Source organism: Nocardia sp. NPDC003693, assembly GCF_053981095.1.
In genome coordinates, this window is the sequence record NZ_JBSFNO010000011.1 from 141820 (window position 1) to 161388 (window position 19569).

Sequence of the window (19569 nt, forward strand, 5' to 3'; positions counted from 1 at the left end):
AGCCGAAACCCTACTGAGTTAACGTACCGTTCAACAGCGGTACATTCAATAGGTACTTAACCTACCCTGACGCGAAACCCATTCGGTAACGGGAGAATTGCGACCGGCCGACAACAGGCCGGATCAGCCGACTGCGGTCAACGCCAAGACCCCGGCGCCCGCCAGGACGCCGATGTCGCCCAAAGGCGAGGGTATTACTCGCAATCCGGGCAGATAGCTGAGCCGGGCATGCGCGGCCATCGCCTCGCCGAGCGGCTTCCACAGTTCCGGCCCCGCGGCCGCCAAGTCACCGCCGAGCACCACGAGGTCCACGTCCAGCAACGCCGCCACCGACGCGATCGCCCGGCCCATCGCGGTACCGGCGCGAGTGAGCGCGGCGGCCGCGACACTGTCGCCCGTCGCGGCGTCCCGCACCAGATCCGCGACCGAGCGGCCGGACCACCCTCGCCCGACTGCCCAGCGGCACAGCGCGATTCCACCTGCTACCGCTTCCAGACAGCCGTGCCCGCCGCAGTCGCAGGGTTCATCGAAGCCCGGCACCAGTACATGGCCGATGCTGCCGGCATTGCCGGTCCGCCCCACCACCGCCAGCCCGCCGACGCCGATCCCGCCGCACACGCGATCCGAGACCGAGACGACGAGCGAGTCGGCATCCGCGGTAGCGGCGCCGAAGGCCCGCTCCGCCATGACCGAGCAGACCCCGTCGAGCGCCAGCCGGACCTCCGCGGCGGGAAACGCGGCTCGCGCCGCCGCCACGATCTCGAATCCCGCACGCCACTCCGGGATGTCGACCGGAGCCACGACACCCGCCGCCATGTCGATCGGCCCGGCGCAGGCGATGCCGAGCGCGGTCACCTCCGCACCGGCGGCGGCCTCGAGCAACAGCTCATGGCACCGTTGCCACACCGACGCGGATGGCACGGGCATCCGGACCACGTCATCGACGCCGACGTCGTCGGCGACCCGGCAGGCGCGCAGGTACCGCGCATCGATCGAGAATGCCAGCGCGGTCATGAACGCCCCTCTTGTGCAAATGGTTTCACGGCGAAAACCGCGGCGTTGATCGGCACCGGGTTCATACGGTTCCGGTCGCGGACAGCGGGCGGCCCAGCGTGAGGTGGCGTCGCGGCGTGGCGGGCGCGGGCTCCGCGCGCAGCGGGCTGGCACCGCTGCGGATGATGCGCATCGGACGCTTGTGATCCACCGAGGCCGCGCGGTGCCGCTCGAGGTTCTCCACGACCCGGCCCGATCCGTCATAGGCCACACCCGCCCAGATCATGGCCCGGGGGGCGTCACCACGTTCGATGAAATTCTGCGCCAATTGCTTACAGTGCGCGAGCAGGTGACAACCGTGACACGTCTGCACCGCCGCACGCCAGGACTCCGGCGTGCCCACGTCCAGGTCCCAGTCGTTGGGTCCGTCGGCGCACGGGGGGCGATGCGAACGAAGCCGCAGGACGGGGGCTCCCGCCGCACCGGATGCGGTGATGGGGATGATGCTCATAGCCGACTCCAGAAATCCAGGGACGCAACGACTCCGCGATGTCGTCCCGCTGATCGAGCGGTCGTCAGGGCTGCTCGACAGACCCCGGAACCCGGCGGCGAACGCCGGTCCAGGCACGTTAACCGACCCGTGGCCACCTCGCAATAGGTATCCCGTTATGTAACGGCACGTTGACTTAGGTTCAACGGTGTTGCATCGTTGTACAGCGGCACATTAGATTCCGAGCCGTATTCGAGTGCAGGATTCAACCGAGGACATCAGCCGTGGAGTACACAATCGATGAGCTGGCACGCGTGGCCGACACGACCGTGCGCAGCGTGCGCGTGTACCACGAGCGCGGGCTGCTGCCGTCTCCCGACGTGCGAGGCCGCATCGGCTACTACGGTTCCGATCACCTCAACCGGTTGCAGACCATCAGCCGGTTGCTCAGCCGGGGAATGAAACTCAACGGGATCCGCGAGCTGCTCGAGGCTTGGGATCGCGGCGACGGTCTCGCCGATATCCTCGGCGTCCCCGATCAGCCCGTCACCGACGCACAGCAGCGGCCCGATGCGGAGAAGGCGCTGCCCGAGCACATCCGGCACGCCTTGGCCGCCGGTGACGATCCCCTGGAGAATTACCGACTCGCCAACCCCCGCTGCTGCGATCTGGCCACGCGGTTGGTGGACACCGGGATGCCGATACAGGCCACGGTGGAACTGGTCGAGCGCTTGCGCTCGGACTGCGACCAGGTGGTGCAGCGGCACGCCGCCGCGATCTTCCACAACCTGGCGGGCCGCGCCTATGAGCAATCCGGGCGAACGCCCAAGGACCGCATAGCGTTCGAGACGAACCTGGCGATCGCCCATCTCATGACGACAAGGGCCGCGTCCGAGCTGATCGATCTGGCTCTGACCAGACACGCCGAAGCCCTTCCGGGCCAACGAGACTGACCACGCGCGGGCCTACCACCGCCCTTGCCACGCGGCCGGCCCGGTCCGCCGCACAGCTCGGCGATGTCTGTCCACCGGGCCGCACCGGAGATCGGCAAGGCGTTCGGCAACTTCCCACCCGTGGTAACAGCACATCTGCCCACCTCGCCCCGGCGGAAATAGAATTTCTAACGAGATATCTTGTGTAACAACGCATTCCATTGGAGACCAAGCATGAAGTTCCGAACTCCGTCCGGCGCCTTCCGGAAACTGGTACAGCTGACCGCCGCCGTCGCCGTGCTGACCGCGCCCATGGTGGTTTCCGGCGCACACGCCGGCGCCGACACCGGCGAATCGAACCAGGGTCTCTCGTTCCAGCAGTCACACCGGCATCCACACCGCCCGGGAGGCATCGACCGGCCGCCGCACGGACGGCATCCGGGCGCGCCGACCGCACCGGGCTTCGGGCACGCCCCGTGGTTCGGGTTCGACATGCCGCCCGAGTACGGCTGGCATCCGCCGCGCCGGAACTACTGCACGGGCTCGTTCGGCAGCTGCTGAGGCGACCGCAGGGCGTCAAGGGCCGGCCGGCACGACAGCGCGGAGGGGGCTGCCCGTTCGGGAAGCCCCCTCCGCGCTGTCGTTCTACGCACGGCTCGACCGCACCCGATCGCCGCAAACGAACTGCTCGCCGAAACCCTTCCCCGCCATGGGAACAGCCGCACATCGATACCGGCCGTGGCCCCGTAGAGTGCGGTGCGCCCGGATGGTTCTCCCCACATACCACCCGGGCTGCCGCACCGAGACACCGCGCACGACCCTGACACCGCGGGATACTGCCCCATTTCCCACCGGTGTCCGCTCGATGTCTCGGGTGCCCGCCGATGGCGGTGGCACCATAAGGTTTCCCGGGCTTCGGGACCTCAGACACCCCGAAGCCCGGAAAACCGAACCCCGCCACCGCAGCGCGGGGGCGGGGAAGATACCGAGGCTCTCATGCCGATCCGGTTCGACAGCCGCTATTGATTGTCGTAACACCGGCTGGCGGATTGCGTGGACGGGCCATGCCGCGTGGACATATCGTCGAAACTCCACCAGGAAATGGGCCCGGCGGCGCGCCAATACAGATAACCACCCGCCGGCACCACCTCGTAGATCGCCTCGGAGCCATCGAGCAGTTGACTGCCGACGCAGTAGTCGTTGTATTCGGTACCCGGCTGTCGCGCCCCCGGGCTGTATACGCCCGCCGGATTGTGCAGCGCCCCCGGACTCGGAACCGTGCTGCGTTCCGCGGTCTGTGCGCCGCGCGCCCAGCGGGGCGTGCCGAAAGGCTCGCGCTCGCAGGTGAACGCCCATCCCCCGGCATACACGGTGCTGCCCTGCGAATACGAGACACCCGCCCACAGGCACGGCGGGCCCGATGCCTCGGCGACCGCCGGCGTGAACGCCGGCGCCAGAAATACGGCCGCCAGCGCGGCCAGCAGGGCGGCAGCCGAACGGCCTCCGATTCCCCGTCGCGTGCGGCGGGCGCCGCCGCGAGTCGATGCGGTGATCATCGATGTCTCCCTATCCACCAGGTGGGTGGGCGCGGGTACGGTCACCGCGCCTTTATATCGCCATTTAATGTACCGCCAAGTAACGGCGCATTAATGCGAAGTGCAACCACCGGTGGGAAACCCGCGAATCAGCCGCCCGAGGTCCCCGTGACCGCCGCGATGTCGACATCCTGGTCCAAACGCTGGGCTACGAGCCTGCCTACCAGGGCGGCCGCGGCATGGCCCGGCATCGCCCCCAGTGCGGCCATCCGCTGGGCGAACAGTGCGTGATCGTCGGGGCCCCGGCCGGATTCGACATAGGGCTCGAAGGCGTACTCCCGCACCAGATCCACCGCCCGCCGCGCGACGCGATCGCAATCCGACCGCAACCGCTCGACTTCACGCAGCACCGCCGCCACGGGTATCCCGGCCGCGGTCAACTGCTCGATGAGCGCGGCGAGCTCGGGATCGGATATCCGATAGTGCGTGGCATCCACCGGTTGGAACACCCCCGCCGCGACCACCCGGGCCAGACCATCGGGAACGTCGGACAGCCGATCCTGAAGTTCGGTCGCCGCGATCAAGTCCGGTCCGCCGGAGATTTCGGACTCCGGCCGCGCGGCTGCCGGAGGATCGGATACACCGAGTACGTGCCCGAGGTCATCGCCTCGATCGAGCGCCGCCAGGAGTTCCTTGATGCCGTTCAGTTTGATGCCGCGGTCGAGCAGACGGCCGATCGTGTGGATGCGATCGAGGTGGCCGGACCCGTAGTAGCCGGTCCGCCCCCGCACCTCGGGCGGCGGCAGCACACCACGTTCGTGATACACGCGCACGCTGCGCACCGTGGTTCCGGCGGCCCGCGCGAGCTCGTCGATCGTGTACTCGGCCGCTCCTGACATGGCTAAATAGAACCACATCGCAAGCGATGCGATCCGAACCCGGGTGCTCGCGCTGTACGCCGTGCTGCCATATCCGCCGGAGCCGGCCGCGCTGCCCGAGTTCGACAACATGCCGCGCACCCCCTCCCTACGCGTAAAGCCTTCCCACCCTTGGCTATTGGTCACAGCGCAGCGAAATGGACCCGCCTATTCTTTCTCGATGAGCGAATCGCCGCATACCCGGGTCGGCGTGGCCGACCGCGAGCGCGCCATGGCGGAGCTTGCCGCGCATTTCGGCAACGGCACGCTGACCATCGCCGAATTCGACGAGCGCTGCGCCCGCGCGGCAAGGGCGAGCACCCGACCGCAACTGGCCGAGCTGTTCACCGATCTTCCCGCTGCGCCCCCGCGACCGCCGGAGCTCATCGCCGTCACCGGCGCCCGATCGGCGGTGCGGATCGGGGCCGTCGCCGTGGCGGCCGTGACGCCGGCGCTCGTGCTCGACAGTCCGCCCCGGTCGCTGCTGCTCGGTACGGCGTTGTTGCTCGCAATGGCCCTTCTACTCGCGGTCGCGGCTCGGCGTCGCCTCGGCCGACAGCCGTGAACTCGCGGATCGCGATTCATCCAACAGACAGCGGATGCACGGAGGTCTGCGCGTGGCATGGTTCGACAGGGAGTTCATCGCGGTTCCGGAGGACCGCAAGAACCGGCTGGTCTACAAATGGCCGGACAGCAACATCCGCCGCTTCTCGAGGGCGATCGTCGCAGCCGACGAAACCGCGCTGTTCGTGCGCTCCGGCCGGGTGATCGCGGTACTGGGCCCGGGACGGCATCGCATCGATGCGGAAGAACTGCCCGGCATCGGCGCGTTGATCGATACGCTTACCGGAGGCAACTTCTACCGCGCCGAACTCTATTTCGTCTCCGCCAAGGAGATTCCCGGCATGAAATTCGGCGGCAGACTCACCGATATCGTCGATCCGGCCAGCGGTCAGATACTGACGCTGCGCGCTTTCGGCGAGTACGCGCTGGCGGTGCGTGATCCGGCCGTTCTGGTGACCACGCTGAGCGGCACCGCCGACCCCGTCGACGCGGAGAGGACCCCGCGCTGGTGCGGCGACCTGCTGCTCAAGTCCATGAAGATCGCGGTCGCACAGGGTGTTTCCCGGGGCGAGTGGCCGGTGCTCGGTCTCGCCGCACATCTGCCGGAGGTAGAGGCGGCGGTACTGCGCGCGACCAACATCAGCCTGTACGAGCACGGGCTGCGCGTTTCCCGATTGGGAGACTTCGACGTGTCGCCCTCGCCCGAAGACGCCGCGCGGCTGAAGCAGCTCGCCAAGGACACCACCTATACACGGATGACCGGCGACTTTCAGCGGTACGCCCTGGGCGAGTTGGCGCTGGGAGCCGGGCGTGGCCTGGCCCGCGGCGGCGCGGATGGCGGCGTCTGGGGAACCGCAGTGGGTATCGATGCCTTGCAGCAGTATTCGAGAACCGCGTCTCCGTCGCCATGGACTCGAGCCAGGGGTTCGCACTGCCCCGGGTGCGGCGCCATCCATGCCGACGCCGCGCTGTTCTGTGTCGATTGCGGGGCAGCCCTCGGTGCGGCACCCACCCGCGACTGTTCGGCCTGCGGTGCGAGTCTGCCCGGCAGAGCGCGGTTCTGCGGCGAGTGCGGCGCCCGCGCGATCTGAGCGGGGTGCGCCGCCGCCACGCGCTAGATCCGGCTCGGCCCGGTCGCCGGCGACCCGAGTTCACCGCCGTTCACCATGCCGCGCACCTGGCGCGCGGCGACCGACAGCGTGGCGATATCCAGCGCTTCCTCGCGAAACACCGCGCTCAGCGCGGAGCGTGCCCGAGCGACACGAGCTCGATTGATCGACTCCCAGTAGCTGATCTTGGAGACCGGATCGTCCTCGACCCCGGTGGTGTTGAGCACGTCCAGCGTCAGCACACGCAACGAGTCGTAGAGGTCGTCGCGAACGGCCAAGCGCGCCAGGGTGCGCCACCGATCGCCGCGGTCGAGTCCGCCCACGGCATCGAGCAGGCGCTGGATTCCGAAGTGCTGATCGAGCGCGAAATACAGCGCGACCACCTCGCTCTGCGCGCGCTGGGCGAGGTCGGCGACATCGATGACATCGAGGAGGGAGAACCGGTGGATCAGCAGGCATACCTCCTCGGCCAGGTCGGCGGGCGCGCCCGCGGCGATGGCCCGCTGCGAGCGAGCGACGAGGTCATCCGCGATATCCCCGGGCTGCCATGCGGGCACCAGTGCCCGCAACGCGCGCATCCGATCCCGGTACCGGGCGATCTCGGCGCCGACGGCGATGGGCTGGGGCCGATTGACCAGGAACCAGCGCGAAGCGCGGTCGAGGGTGCGTTTGGTCTCCAGTTCCAGTTCATCGCGGACCCGAGTCGGCATCGGGGTCGCGCGAATGCGGTCCCACAGCTCGAACAGACCGAAGGTCTTGGTGACGACGGTGAACGCGCGCACCGCGTCCTCGACGGTGACACCCATTTCCTCCACGAGCCGGAACACGTAACTGGTCCCGCCGTAGTCCACCATTCGATTCACCACCGTGGTGGCGATGATCTGCCGGCGCAGCGGATGCCGTTGCAGCGCGGGACCGAAACGATCGCGCAGCGGCGCAGGGAAGTAGTCCGGCAGCAGGGCGGTGAAGGCGGGCCCGTCCAACACGTCACCGGCGAGCAGATCGTGCTTCAGCGACAGCTTCACATGGGCGAGCAGGGTCGCCAACTCCGGCGAGGTCAAGCCGGAGCCCGCCGCGATCCGCCGCTTCATCTCCGCATCGGACGGCAGCGCTTCGAGCACGCGGTCGAGCCCGTGACGATCCTCCAGATCGGACAGCATCCGCCGATGAACCGCCGCCATGGAGGCGGCGTGTGCGCGGGAGATACCGAGCCTGGCATTCTGTGAAACGTTGTTCCGCAGGACGAGTTCCCCGACTTCACCGGTCATCGAGGCCAGCAGTCGGTCGCGCCCGCCTGCGGACAACTCGCCATCGGCCACCACGCCGTCGAGCAAGATCTTGATGTTGACCTCGTGGTCGGAGCAGTCCACACCCGCGGAATTGTCCAGGGCGTCGGTGTTCATCTTGCCGCCCGCGAGACAGAACTCGATGCGGCCCAGCGGCGTAACCCCCAGATTGCCGCCCTCACCGATCACATTGACGCGCAATTCGGTCGCGCTGACGCGAACAGCGTCGTTGGACTTGTCGCCGACGTCGGCATGGGTCTCGGATTCCGCCTTGACGTAGGTGCCGATGCCGCCGTTCCACAACAGCTGCGCGGGCGCCTTCAGGATCGAACGCATGAGTTCGGGTGGCGACATCGCCCGGACTCCGGGCGCCAGCCCGAGCGCCGATCCGATCTCGGCGCTGATCGGTACCGACTTGACGGTCCGGTCGAAGACACCACCGCCCGCGCTGATCAGCGACCGGTCGTAGTCGGCCCAGGACGAACGGGGCAGGGCGAACAGTCGCTCACGCTCGACGTAGGAGGTCGCCGCGTCCGGATTCGGGTCCAGAAAAATATGCCGGTGATCGAAGGCCGCGACCAATCGAATGTGCCGCGACAGCAGCATCCCGTTGCCGAAGACATCGCCGCTCATGTCGCCGACGCCCACGACCGTGAAATCGGTTGTCTGCGTGTCGATATCCATCTCGGCGAAATGCCGCTTCACACTCTCCCACGCCCCACGAGCGGTGATGCCCATCACCTTGTGGTCGTAGCCGACCGAACCACCCGAGGCGAAGGCGTTACCCAGCCAGAAACCATATTGCGCGGCAACATCATTGGCGACGTCTGAGAACGTAGCGGTACCTTTGTCCGCGGCCACCACGAGGTACGTGTCGTCACCGTCGCGCCGACGCACACGCTGGGGCGGAATCACTTCACCGGTACTGCGATCGACATTGTCGGTGATATCGAGCAATCCCGCGATGAACGTCCGGTAGCAGGCCACTCCCTCGTTCTGCAACGCTTGTCGATCGGCAGCCGGATCCGCGGTCGAGACCGGCGGCCGCTTCACGACGAAACCGCCCTTGGCCCCCACGGGAACGATCACCGCGTTCTTCACCGCCTGCGCTTTGACCAATCCCAATATCTCGGTGCGGAAATCCTCCAACCGATCCGACCACCGCAATCCGCCCCGCGCCACCGGACCGAAGCGCAGGTGCACACCCTCCACCCGCGGCGAATACACGAAGATCTCGAACTGTGGCCGCGGCTTGGGCAATTCGGCGATTCGATGGGGATCGAGCTTGAAGGACAGGTGGTCTCGTGGGCGCCCCTGCTCGTCCAGCACGTAGTAGTTGGTGCGGAGTGTCGCGGTGATCAGCCCCAAGAACGCCCGCAGGATTCGGTCGGCGTCCAGGCTCATCTCCGCGTCGATGGTGGCTTGCAACCGATCCTCGATCACACTCGGATCGACCGCTCGCCCCGGAGCGTCGTAGAAGAACGCCTCGAACAAATCGATGTAGGCGCGTGCGGTACCGGGGTGACCGAGCAGCACCCGGGTGATGGTGTCGAAGGTGTACCCGAATCCGGTCTGCCGCAGATATTTCGCGTAGGCGCGAAGCACCGAGATCTGCCGCCAGTGCAATCCGGCCCGCACCACCAGTTCGTTGAGACCGTCGATCTCCGCGCGGCCGGACCACATGGCCAGCACCGCACCCGCGAAACGCAGGCGAATGCTGTTGTCGGAAGCCCGCCCCGGGACGACCGGAGCCGCGGCGCCGGCCATCCGCAGCCCGAAATCGTATATCCAGCGGGTCGAACCATCGGGAAGTTCCAGCCGATAGGGTCGCTCGTCGACCACCTCCACGCCGAGACTGTGCAGAATGGGCAACATTCGGCTCAGCGACACTCCTTCGCCGCGGCTGTAGAGCATGAAGCGCCATTCCCGTTCGGGCGCGGTCGGGTTCCGATACAGGTTCGCTTCGACCGCTCCCTCGCCGAGGCGCTCCAGCCGCACCAGGTCCGCCAGCGCCTGAGCCGGGGTGTGCTCCTGCTGGTATCCGGCCGGATACACCGCGGCGTACTCGCGTGCGGTCTCGGCGGACACTTCCGATTGCGTGGCCGCTTCGGCCACGAGCAGGTCGCCCCAGGTGCGGGTGACCGTGAACAACGATTCCTGCACACGCTCCCGCAGCGAATCGGTCACCGCGACGGCCGGTGCGTCCGGACCGCGGTGAACCGTGAAGTGCAGCACCGCGATATCGGATTCGGTGACCCGGGCAGAATAGGAGATCTGCTCACCGTGAAACTCGCTACGCAGGATTTCCTGCATCCGCCGACGCGCCTCGGTGGTGTATCGGTCACGCGGCAAGCACACCAGGCAGTACAGCGCCCCGTTGTGAGTGTCGGGACGCAGGAACAACCGCACCTGGCGTTTGAGACCCAGGTCCATGACAGCGGACACCGTGTCGAACAGGCGGCGGGCATCGGTGGCGAACAGCTCCGCGCGCGGAAAGGTCTGCAGCATCTCGAGCAACGCCCGGGCGGAGTACGAATCCGGGGCGAATCCGGCCCAGTCGATCACCTGACGTACTCGGTGTGCGATGACGGGAATGTCGAGAATGCTCTCGTGCTGCCCGGTCACGGTCAGCGTGCCCAGAAAGACGTGGTCCCCGCGGGGCTGCCCCACCGCACCTTCGAGTGTGGTCGTAGCACCGCCGAAATCGGTGACACTCACGAAATAGGCCCCGGGTGCGCCCGGCAGCACCGAATCCAGCGACCCATTGAGAACCCGCACCACCTGTCGTTCCCGCGTCGGGTGGGGCACATCGAGATCCGCGCCGAGCTGACCGTGCAACAGGCCGAGCCCGTCCCGCGGCTCCGGCGTCGAGATCTGGTCGTCTCCTGGCAGATAGCAGTAGCCGAGTGGGGTGAAGCCGCCGTTCACCAGCCAGCGCAGCAGGTGGGCGAAGTCCGCCGTATCCCCGCCGGCGCCGGCGGATTCGGTCTCCAGGTCGCTCGCGGCGGTTCTCATGATCGACGTCATGATCGTGGCGTCGACGGAGATCCGCCGGATCGCTGCAAGCAGCGGCGGCAGTGATCGCTCGATGACCTCCAGAATGTCGTCACCGACTTCATCGGCCAACTGCACATGGATCCACGATTCGGCAATCGTGTGGCTCTCGACGGTGGGCGGCTCGGGATTCGCGGCGGCGATCGCGCGCAATCGCCCGTGATTGTCGCGCAGCACATCGAATACGGGGTGCACGATCTCGGAGACCGGCGCGCCGAGACGCCGCAGCATCGATGACACGGAGTCGACCAGCAGGGGCATGTCATCGTTGACTATCTGGATCGCGGGACCGAGTCCGCTGTGATGACCATGCGGGTACACCAGCGCCGTCGCCGAACCCGGTCGCCGTTCGGCCGCCAGTTCGCGATGTAGCCGCAGGGTGCGCCGCGCCCGGTCCGCGGCAAACGAGGTCGCGGATCCCACACCCATCCAGTGAAAGTAGACCGCCTCCAGGTCCGCTGGGTCGACTCCGCGCTTGCGCAGCGAGACGTTCTGCTGGGTGATTACCACCATCGACCGCACCTTCCCGAGACCTGAGTCGCACTTCACGAGACCCAGTTACATATATAACGTGCCGTTATTTAACGGTACATTATGCACTGTATCAAATGCCGGTTGCCGTCGCGACCGAAACGTGCCGAGTGACCGGACACGGGTACCGGCAGCGCACCGCCCGTTTCTTGGGTTCTTGGGCTGAGTGCCTCGAGGGTGATGTCGTCGGAGAACAGTGATGAGGGGCCGAGCGCCGCTCGCGACCGATCGACGGTATCAAGGCCGGCGCCAGCGGCCGGCAGCCGACTTCCCACGGCTGAGAAGCGATTCCGCCGATCTCCCGCCGGGAGCGCGGTCCGACCACGAATGTCGGCACGCCCGGCGGCGGGAGACTCGGGCGTCAGTCCTCGCTCGAGGTGGTCAGGCCGGTCGTGCCGTGCAGGCTCAGCGCGGCAACGGTGAGCACCGTGCCACCGATCACCAGGAACCCGATGATGGCGGCGAGGACGAGCGGGGAACGCAGGCGAGCGATGGTGCGGCGGACGATCGATGTCATGACGGCCTCCTCGGGACGTGGACTCGTTCGCCGCCCACCTTGACAGCCCGGGGCCGACACGAGGGGCGATGACACCTGAAGGGTTCTTCAGGAAGGATCTGCCAGGCTTGAGGCCATGCGCCTGCTGATCGTGGAGGACGAGAAGCGGTTGGCCGACGTGCTGGCCAAAGGACTGACCGCGGAGGGGCTGGCGGCGGAGGTCGCCTACGACGGCATCGACGGACTACACAGAGCGCGCGCCGGGGACTACGACCTGATCATCCTGGACATCATGCTGCCGGGCATGAACGGCTACCGCGTGTGCTCGGCACTGCGCACCGCGGGCATCCCCACCCCGGTGCTGATGCTGACAGCCAAGGACGGCGAGTACGACGAGGCCGAGGGCCTGGACACCGGCGCGGACGACTATCTGCGCAAGCCGTTCTCGTACGTGGTGCTGCTGGCCCGGGTCCGGGCGCTGCTGCGCCGGGGCGGGCGCGAACGCGCCACCGTGCTGCAGGTCGGGGATCTGGTCGTCGATCCGAACACGCACGGTTGCCGGCGCGGCATCCAGGAACTGCCGTTGACGGTGAAGGAGTTCGCGGTCCTGGAGTACCTGGCGGCGCGGGCGGGGCAGGTGGTGTCCAAAAACGAGATCCTGGACCATGTTTGGCACAACGAGTACGACGGCGACGCCAATATCGTCGAGGTCTACATCAGCGCGCTGCGGCGCAAGATCGACGCGCCGTTCCAGTGCCGGTCGATCACCACCGTGCGCGGGGCAGGCTATCGGCTGACGTCGGGTCATGACTGAACCGCGCTGGTTCGGCTCGGTTCGCGCGCGCACCACCTCGGTGGCGACCATGGTGGTCGCGGCCGCCATGATCGTGGCCGGGGCGGCGGTGCTGCTGGTGTTGCGGCACAACCTGGTCGACAGCGCGAGCCTGCACGCGGAGATGACCGCGCGGGAGGTCGCCGCCCAGATCACCACGGGGGCAGCGCTGTCCGAGCTGAAACTGCCCGACCCGAATGATCAACCGGTGCAGGTGGTCTCGGCCGACGGTACGGTGCTCGCGGCCGACGAGGAACTGCTGGGGCTGCCGCCCTTCGCGAGTTTCGCCCCCGCGATTGCGGTCGAGGACGCGAACGCGGACGCGGACGATCTGTGGGAGGACGGCGAACTCGAACCCGGCGCGATGACGGGTGCGAGCTTCCGGGACATGAAACTGCCCGTGGCCGAAGAGGATACGGGCAGCTACGACTTCCGGGTGGCGGCCATCGCGGTCACCGGACCGGACGGGCGAGCGGTGACGATCTACTCGGCCGCGTCCCTCGCCACCGCGGACGAGGCCGTGCTCGAGGTCCGCGACGCCATGCTCATCGGGCTGCTGCCGTTGCTCGCCCTGGTGGCCACGGTGACCTGGTCGGTGACGCGCCGCGCGCTGCGGCCGGTGGAGTCGATCCGGGCCGAGCTCGCCGAGATCATGGGCGGGGACCTGTCGCGGCGCGTGCCGGAACCCTCGTCCCGTGACGAGATCGCCCGGCTGGCGGTCACCACCAACGCGACCCTGGCGGCGCTGGAGGAATCCGCGCGGCAGCAGCGGCAGTTCATCGCCGACGCGGCGCACGAGTTGCGCAGTCCCATAGCCAGTTTGCGCACGCACCTCGAGATCTCCCAGGCGCATCCGAACCTGCTGGATCTGGACGGTCTGCTCGCCGACACCGTGCGGCTCGGGCAACTCGCCACCGATCTGCTGCTGCTGGCCCGGCTCGACGCCGGTGAGCAGCCCCGGCCCGACCGGGTGGACGTGATCGCGCTGGCGCACGAGACGCTGCTGCGCCGCATCGCCGATCCCTACCCGATCTGCGTCGACCTGCCGAACGCGCCGGCGATCGTGCTGGGCAGCCGGATCCAGCTCGGGCGCGTGCTGGACAACCTGCTCGACAACGCGCAGCGGCATGCCGCGAGCGCCGTCCACGTCACGGTCCGCACCGGGCACACCGTGGAGGTGGTCGTGGCCGACGACGGGCCGGGCGTGCCCGAGGGCGACCGCAGGCGCATCTTCGAACGGTTCGTGCGCCTGGACAACGCCCGTAGCCGCGATCACGGCGGGACCGGGCTCGGGCTGGCGATCGCGGGGGACGTCATCGCCCGGCACGGCGGGTCGATCGAGGTGAGCGAATCCGAGTGCGGGGGTGCGCGATTCGTCGCCCGGTTCCCGGCGGCCGATGCGGCTGACGCGCCGCGCCAGCGGACGTCGCGACCGGGCAGGTCGGGAGCGGAGCAGCCCGGGGTGCCGCGACAACATGGGAAATCCGGTGCGGGGCTACGCGCGGCTAACACCTAGGCGGGCGGCCACCTGGTCCGCATGCATGAGGTTGCGGGCCTGAGTTCGGCGGGCACGCAATCGGCTGCTGCACGATCGACGGGCGGCGGGCCTTGGTGGATACCGCCGACCGCGACGCCGTCATCACCGGGCGCACGGGAGCTGACGGGGCGCTTTGCGGGCTGACGCGTATCGAGCCGGAACGCGGCTGTCCCGGGGATCGGTATGCCCGCCGCCGACCGGGACACGGGAGCTGACGGGTTCGCGTCGTGGGCTACCGCGTGTCGAGGCGGAGCAGGTCCCCGGACTCGGTGGCCAGGACCAGCCGGTGCGGGTCGGCCGGGTCGGACGCGAGCGCGGTCGCGGGCCGGCCGGATACGACCGTGCAGGTCGCGCCGGTGCGGGGATCGAGGCGGACGACCTGGCCGACCGTCGTCGCCACGTAGAGGGAATCGTCCACGGCGAGTAGATCATCGGGGAGGGCGGTGCCGGCGAACAGGAGATCGGCGGCGACCTCGGGGCGGTCCGGGGCGTGCAGGGGGATGCGCAGGACACGGGCGGTCGGGCTGGAGGTGACGGTGACGTACAGGTCCGAGCCCCGGATCGCGGCGCCGTTGAGGGTCATGCCGTTGACGTTCTTGGCGAGGTCGAAGTTCTTGGGGGCGAGCGCGTTCCAGGCGGCGTCGAACCCGCCGCCCGGGAGCAGGCGCAGCACGCCGAGCCTGCTGTCCGCGACGTACAGGTTGCCGTCGGCGTCGAAATCGAGGCCGTTCGGCATCCCGAGTCCGGTCGCGTACGGCTGTGCCACGGGCGATTCCGCGCCGGGGTCGAAGCGCACGACGGTCCCGTTCAGGGTGGAGGTGAGCAGGTTCCACGGCAGTACGCCCGAGGCCACGTACATCCAGCCGTCCGGTCCGAGCCGCACCGCGCCGGGCGCGGGCACCGCGACGGTCGCGGTCAGCCGACCGGCGGCGTCGTACCGCTGCACCTCCCCGCGCAGAATCCGTGCGACCCAGAGGTTCCCGGCCGCGTCGTAGCCGAGGTTCTCCGCCCAGTCCAGCACCGGGACGCTCGCGCGCTGCACGCCGATCTCCACGGCCGGGGCGCAGCGCGGCGCGTCGGTCACCTCCGCAGCGCCGGGAACGGCGGACGCCGTGCCGGTCGTGATCGCGGCCAGCGCCAGCACCGCCGCGATCGGCAGTCCACCCCTGGTTCGGTTGCCGCGCATAGTCGATCGGCGCACGCGCCCACCCCTTCTCATTTACGATACGGTCCGTAAATTAAGTAGCATGACGGGGTGCCAGGTCAAGACCCCCTCGATCCGCCCGCGCGCGGCCGCCCCCGCCGGCCCGATATCGATCACGACATCGTGCGGGCGACCCTGAACATCCTGGCCGCCCAGGGGTACTCCGCCCTCTCGCTGGAGGCCGTCGCGAAAGCCGCGGGCGTCACCCGCCCGACGATCTACCGGCGCTGGCCCGGCAAAGCCGCCCTCGTGGCCCACGCCCTCGCCGCGGGCCTCCCGCCACTGCCGGCCCCCGACACCGGTGACCCCCTCGCCGACCTGAAGTCGGTGGCCACCGACTTCATCACCGCGTTCACCGAAAGCGCCTACGCCCCCATCGCTTTCGTCCTGCACGCCGAGGCCCGCCACGATCCCGACCTGGCATCACAACTGTTCGCCTCCTATCTGGAGCCCCGCGCCCTGGCCGTCCACACCCTGATAGAACGCGCCCAGCGCGCCGGCGCCCTCCGCCCCGACCTCTCCCCCGATCTGGTCCGCGACCTGCTCTTCGGCCCCCTGGTCTACCGCTGGCTGGTCGCCGGCCAACCCATGGATCGCCCCGCCGCCCACGAGCTCGTGGAACTCGCCTGCCGCGCCCTCACTCCGTAACTCGTCCCAGTACGAGCACCTGGTCGGCGAGGCGGTCGACCACTTCGGTTTGATGGCTGATCAGGATGAGTGCCGTTCCGGCGCGGCGCAATTCGTCCAGGAGGTCCACGACGCGCGCACGCGTGCGGGGGTCCAGGGACGCGGTGATCTCGTCGCAGATGAGCACCCGGGGCTCGGCCGCGAGAGCCCGCGCGATCGCCGCGCGCTGCTGTTGACCGCCGGAGAGGTGGGCGGGACGGCGATCCACCAGCGGCGGGGCGAGGTCGACCTCGGCGAGGTAGCCGAGGGTGCGGGTGCGGGCGGCGTGGGCGGTGCTCCCGTGCAGCAGGCGGGACGGGCGATCGATCTGGGCGCCTATGCGATAGGAGGGGTTGAGCGAGGTGGCCGGGTTCTGGAAGACCAGCTGGATAGCGCGCCGCTGCTCGCGGGTGCGCTGATCGACGCCGGCCGGCAGGATCGCACCGCCCACCTCGATCTCGCCCCGCACCGGCACGTGCAGACCCGCCAACGCCCGTGCCAGCGTGGTCTTTCCGGCCCCCGACCTCCCGGTGACGGCGAGACACTCCCCCGCCCCCACCACGAACGACACCCCCTCGACGACCGGGGCGCCCCGCCCCCGGTGCGCGACGGTCAGGTCCCGCACGCTCAACACCGGCATGCCCGCCGACTCCGAGGCCCGCCGTTGTGTCGACTTCACCAGCCGCCCGGCATCCACCGGTGATCCTCTCCCGGAGGACGGTTCGACGACCGACTCCCGCCCGGGTCTCGGCGAAAAGTGCTGACCGACTGCGACATTCGGTCCCACCGGCGTGGGTCCCGCAATACCCTGCGCCGGTTCATCCAGCCCGTCCAGCGACGCAGTCACTACTCGCTCCGCGTCCGGCTCCCGCGCGTTCGAGCACGTAGGCAGAATCGACTCGGCGGGCAGGTTCGGTTCGTCGGGCACGAGGTTGCCGGGGGCTGTCGGCGCGGACCCCGGAACCCGGGCCGGGGTCAGGGAAGCGACCCGGCCGGCGTCGAGTTCCAGCACCTGATCCACCAGCGGCGCAACGGATTCCAGGTCGTGGGTGATCACCAGCAGGGTGATCGCGGTGGTGCGCCGGACCCGGGTCAGGGTCTCCAGCAGCAGGCCGCGGGCGTGGGCGTCCAGGCCGGTGGTCGGTTCGTCCAGGACCAGTAGCGCCGGACTGCCGAGCAGGGCCTGGGCGAGCAGGACACGTTGCTGCTGACCGCCGGAGAGCTGGTGCGGGTAGCGGCGGGCGAAGGCGCGATCGCCGGGCAGGCCGACGCCGCGCAGCGCCTCGGCGATCGCGGCGTGGTCCGCGGAAGCACCGTGCAGTCCTGCCATTTCGCGCAGGGCCGCGCCGATCCGCAGGGCCGGATCGAGACCGGTGGCCGGATCCTGGGGCACGTAGCCGACCGAGCGGCGGCCCGGCCGGCGATCCAGGCCGACCGTGCCCGAGGCCGTCATCCCGGCGGGTAGCGCGCCGAGCGCTGCCAGGGCGAAGGTCGTCTTGCCCGCACCGGAGGGACCGATCACCGCCAGGCCAGCTCCCGCGGGCACCTCCAGCGAGATGTCTTCCAGCACAGGCGTTCCACTCGCGTCGCGAACGGTGAGCCCGGCCACCGACAGGCCCGTGCCGGTGGGCGCGTCGACCGGCCGGGGCGGCACGCTCGGCGGCGCGACGGCGTCGTTGGCCCGGTCGGTCACCATGTTGACCGAAACCACCAGCACCATGATCGCGAGCGCCGGGGCGAGCACCGACCACGGCTGCACCGAGAACCCCGGCCGATTCTCGGTGATCATCAGCGCCCAGTCCGAGGACGGCGGGCGCATGCCCAAACCGAGGAAGCCGCTCACCGCGACCAGCGAAATGGTCGCCGACATCCGCACGCCCGCGTCGGCGAACAACACCGCGCGGAGATTGGGCAGCACCTCGACCACGGCGAGCCGCCACAGCGGTTCGCCCCGGGCGCGCGCGGACTCCACGTATCCCGACGACGCGAGTTCCAGCACCCGCGTGCGCACGATCCGGATGATCCACGGCACCGACGCCAGCGCCGCGGTCAGCGCGATCGCGATCGGCCCCGCGCCCACGGCCGTGGCGATCACGGCGATCAGCAGGAACCACGGGAGCACGATGATCGCGTCGGTGGGCCGGGTGATCCAGCGATCCCAGCCCCGGCGCAATCCCGCGAGCAGCCCGAGCCCGACACCGAGCGCGTAGGCCACCGCGAGCGCGGGCAGCGCGATCGCGAGCAACGGCAGCCCACCGTGCAGGACGCGCGAGAACACGTCGCGACCGACCACGTCGGTCCCGAAAAGATGCTCCGCCGAAGGCGATTGGAACGGCCGCCCGGCCGACACGGTCGGGGAGTGCGGCGCGAGCACGGGCCCCAGCACGACGAGCAGCAGCAGCGCCGCCAATACCGGCAGCCACAGCGAACGAGATCGACCCCTCATACCCGCTCCCCCAGCACCGCGTGCCGCGCCCGCGGGCTCACCAGCAGCGTGCACAGATCCGCCAGCAGATACACCCCGATCCCCACCGCCGCCAGCAGCACGGCCGCCGACTGTACGAACGGGAAGTCGCGAGCCTCGATGGCGCGCAACAACTCCTGCGAGAGCCCGGGAAACGCGAAGAGCGTCTCAACCACCGCGACACCGCCGATCAACCCGACCACCGACCCCGCCAGCGGATGCAGGGAGGCCGACAGCGCGTTGGGCGCCACGTGCCGCAGCATGAGCCGCGCCCCGCCGATTCCGTTGAGCCGCAACGTCCGTACGTACGGGCTCGCCATGACCTCGGTGGTCTGCGCGCGCACCATCCGCACCGGATGCGGCAGCAGCCCCAGCAGCAGGCAGGTCACCGGCAGCACCAGAATCTCCGGCCGGCTCCACACGCTCGCCCCGGTCGGCACCAGCGACACCGCGGGCAACAGCCGCAGCGAGAGCGACACCGTGGCCACCAGCAGCACGCCGAACACGAAGGAGGGCATGGATTCCACCGCCAGCGACCCGACACTGATCACCCGATCGGTACGGGTACCCGGGCGCGCACCCGCCAGCAGGCCGAGCCCGAGCGCGATCGGAATCAGCAGGGCCGCGGTGAGCGCCGCGAGCGCCACGCTGTTGCCGACCCGGCCCAGCAGCACCTCGGCCACCGGTCGGCCGGAGATCAGCGAGTCGCCGAAATCGCCGCGCACGAACCCGGCGACCCACTCGGCGAACCGCACCGGCGCGGGCCGGTCCAGCCCCATGTGCGCACGCAGGGCGGCCAAGCGCTCCGGGGTGGGATCACCGCCGCCGGTGCGCGAGGCGACGACCGTCGCCGCGTCCGAGTCCAGTGTCTCGAACAACCCGAAGACCAGCAGCGCCACGACGAACAGCACGACGATCCCGCCGCCGGCCCGCCGGGCGGCATAGCCGATCACGACCGG

Annotated in this window: 16 protein-coding genes; 7 read left to right on the top strand and 9 right to left on the bottom strand. The window is 69.2% G+C overall.

Features of this window, described 5'->3' with window-relative positions; all coding sequences use genetic code 11:
* Positions 1–123: 123 nt before the first annotated feature.
* Complete coding sequence (locus tag ACWDOP_RS15135) at positions 124–1014, bottom strand: ROK family protein (RefSeq protein ID WP_456345559.1); 891 nt, start codon at positions 1012–1014, stop codon at positions 124–126.
* Positions 1015–1075: 61 nt separating this feature from the next.
* A complete protein-coding gene (locus tag ACWDOP_RS15140) occupies positions 1076–1504 on the bottom strand; it encodes a hypothetical protein (protein ID WP_456345560.1) in 429 nt (142 codons plus the stop codon).
* Positions 1505–1767: 263 nt separating this feature from the next.
* Here ACWDOP_RS15140 and ACWDOP_RS15145 point away from each other — a divergent pair, with 263 nt between their 5' ends.
* Positions 1768–2436: a MerR family transcriptional regulator gene (locus tag ACWDOP_RS15145; protein WP_456345561.1), complete on the top strand. Its 669-nt coding sequence runs from the start codon at positions 1768–1770 to the stop codon at positions 2434–2436.
* A gap of 213 nt (positions 2437–2649) precedes the next feature.
* Positions 2650–2976, top strand: coding sequence for a hypothetical protein (locus tag ACWDOP_RS15150; RefSeq protein WP_456345562.1), 327 nt, complete (start codon positions 2650–2652; stop codon positions 2974–2976).
* Between the two features lie 458 nt (positions 2977–3434).
* Here ACWDOP_RS15150 and ACWDOP_RS15155 read toward each other — a convergent pair whose 3' ends face one another.
* Positions 3435–3971, bottom strand: coding sequence for a hypothetical protein (locus ACWDOP_RS15155; protein WP_456345563.1), 537 nt, complete (start codon positions 3969–3971; stop codon positions 3435–3437).
* A gap of 128 nt (positions 3972–4099) precedes the next feature.
* Positions 4100–4960, bottom strand: coding sequence for a MerR family transcriptional regulator (locus ACWDOP_RS15160; RefSeq protein ID WP_456345564.1), 861 nt, complete (start codon positions 4958–4960; stop codon positions 4100–4102).
* An 88-nt stretch (positions 4961–5048) separates the two neighbouring features.
* Here ACWDOP_RS15160 and ACWDOP_RS15165 point away from each other — a divergent pair, with 88 nt between their 5' ends.
* Together ACWDOP_RS15165 and ACWDOP_RS15170 are read left to right on the top strand one after the other, a co-directional pair.
* The gene (locus ACWDOP_RS15165; RefSeq protein WP_456345565.1) at positions 5049–5432 is read left to right on the top strand and encodes a DUF1707 SHOCT-like domain-containing protein; all 384 of its coding nucleotides are present in this window, start codon (positions 5049–5051) and stop codon (positions 5430–5432) included.
* 52 nt (positions 5433–5484) lie between these two features.
* Positions 5485–6522 carry an SPFH domain-containing protein gene (locus tag ACWDOP_RS15170; RefSeq protein WP_456345566.1) on the top strand — a complete coding sequence of 346 codons (1038 nt, stop codon included), beginning with the start codon at positions 5485–5487 and terminating at the stop codon, positions 6520–6522.
* A gap of 23 nt (positions 6523–6545) precedes the next feature.
* On the opposite strand, the gene ACWDOP_RS15175 is transcribed toward ACWDOP_RS15170, so the two are convergent.
* Positions 6546–11393: an NAD-glutamate dehydrogenase gene (locus ACWDOP_RS15175; RefSeq protein ID WP_456345567.1), complete on the bottom strand. Its 4848-nt coding sequence runs from the start codon at positions 11391–11393 to the stop codon at positions 6546–6548.
* 379 nt (positions 11394–11772) lie between these two features.
* Entirely contained in the window at positions 11773–11928 is a 156-nt protein-coding gene (locus ACWDOP_RS15180) for a hypothetical protein (protein ID WP_456345568.1), read from the bottom strand.
* Positions 11929–12043: 115 nt separating this feature from the next.
* Between ACWDOP_RS15180 and ACWDOP_RS15185 the strand changes: the two genes are divergently transcribed.
* Together ACWDOP_RS15185 and ACWDOP_RS15190 are read left to right on the top strand one after the other, a co-directional pair.
* Positions 12044–12721 carry a response regulator transcription factor gene (locus tag ACWDOP_RS15185; protein ID WP_454203347.1) on the top strand — a complete coding sequence of 226 codons (678 nt, stop codon included), beginning with the start codon at positions 12044–12046 and terminating at the stop codon, positions 12719–12721.
* On the top strand, positions 12714–14255 hold the full coding sequence (locus ACWDOP_RS15190; protein ID WP_456345569.1) for an ATP-binding protein: 1542 nt from the start codon (positions 12714–12716) through the stop codon (positions 14253–14255). Before ACWDOP_RS15185 ends, ACWDOP_RS15190 begins: the two co-directional genes overlap by 8 nt.
* 253 nt (positions 14256–14508) lie before the next feature.
* Here the strand turns inward: ACWDOP_RS15190 and ACWDOP_RS15195 are convergent, their stop codons facing one another.
* Entirely contained in the window at positions 14509–15477 is a 969-nt protein-coding gene (locus tag ACWDOP_RS15195; RefSeq protein ID WP_456345570.1) for an SMP-30/gluconolactonase/LRE family protein, read from the bottom strand.
* A gap of 54 nt (positions 15478–15531) precedes the next feature.
* Here ACWDOP_RS15195 and ACWDOP_RS15200 point away from each other — a divergent pair, with 54 nt between their 5' ends.
* Complete coding sequence (locus tag ACWDOP_RS15200) at positions 15532–16128, top strand: TetR/AcrR family transcriptional regulator (RefSeq protein WP_456345571.1); 597 nt, start codon at positions 15532–15534, stop codon at positions 16126–16128.
* Here ACWDOP_RS15200 and ACWDOP_RS15205 read toward each other — a convergent pair.
* Together ACWDOP_RS15205 and ACWDOP_RS15210 are read right to left on the bottom strand one after the other, a co-directional pair.
* Positions 16118–18592, bottom strand: coding sequence for an ABC transporter ATP-binding protein/permease (locus ACWDOP_RS15205; protein WP_456345572.1), 2475 nt, complete (start codon positions 18590–18592; stop codon positions 16118–16120). The genes ACWDOP_RS15200 and ACWDOP_RS15205 overlap by 11 nt on opposite strands.
* Positions 18589–19563, bottom strand: coding sequence for an ABC transporter permease (locus ACWDOP_RS15210; protein WP_456345573.1), 975 nt, complete (start codon positions 19561–19563; stop codon positions 18589–18591). The genes ACWDOP_RS15205 and ACWDOP_RS15210 overlap by 4 nt, the downstream gene beginning before the upstream one ends.
* Positions 19564–19569: the final 6 nt, after the last annotated feature.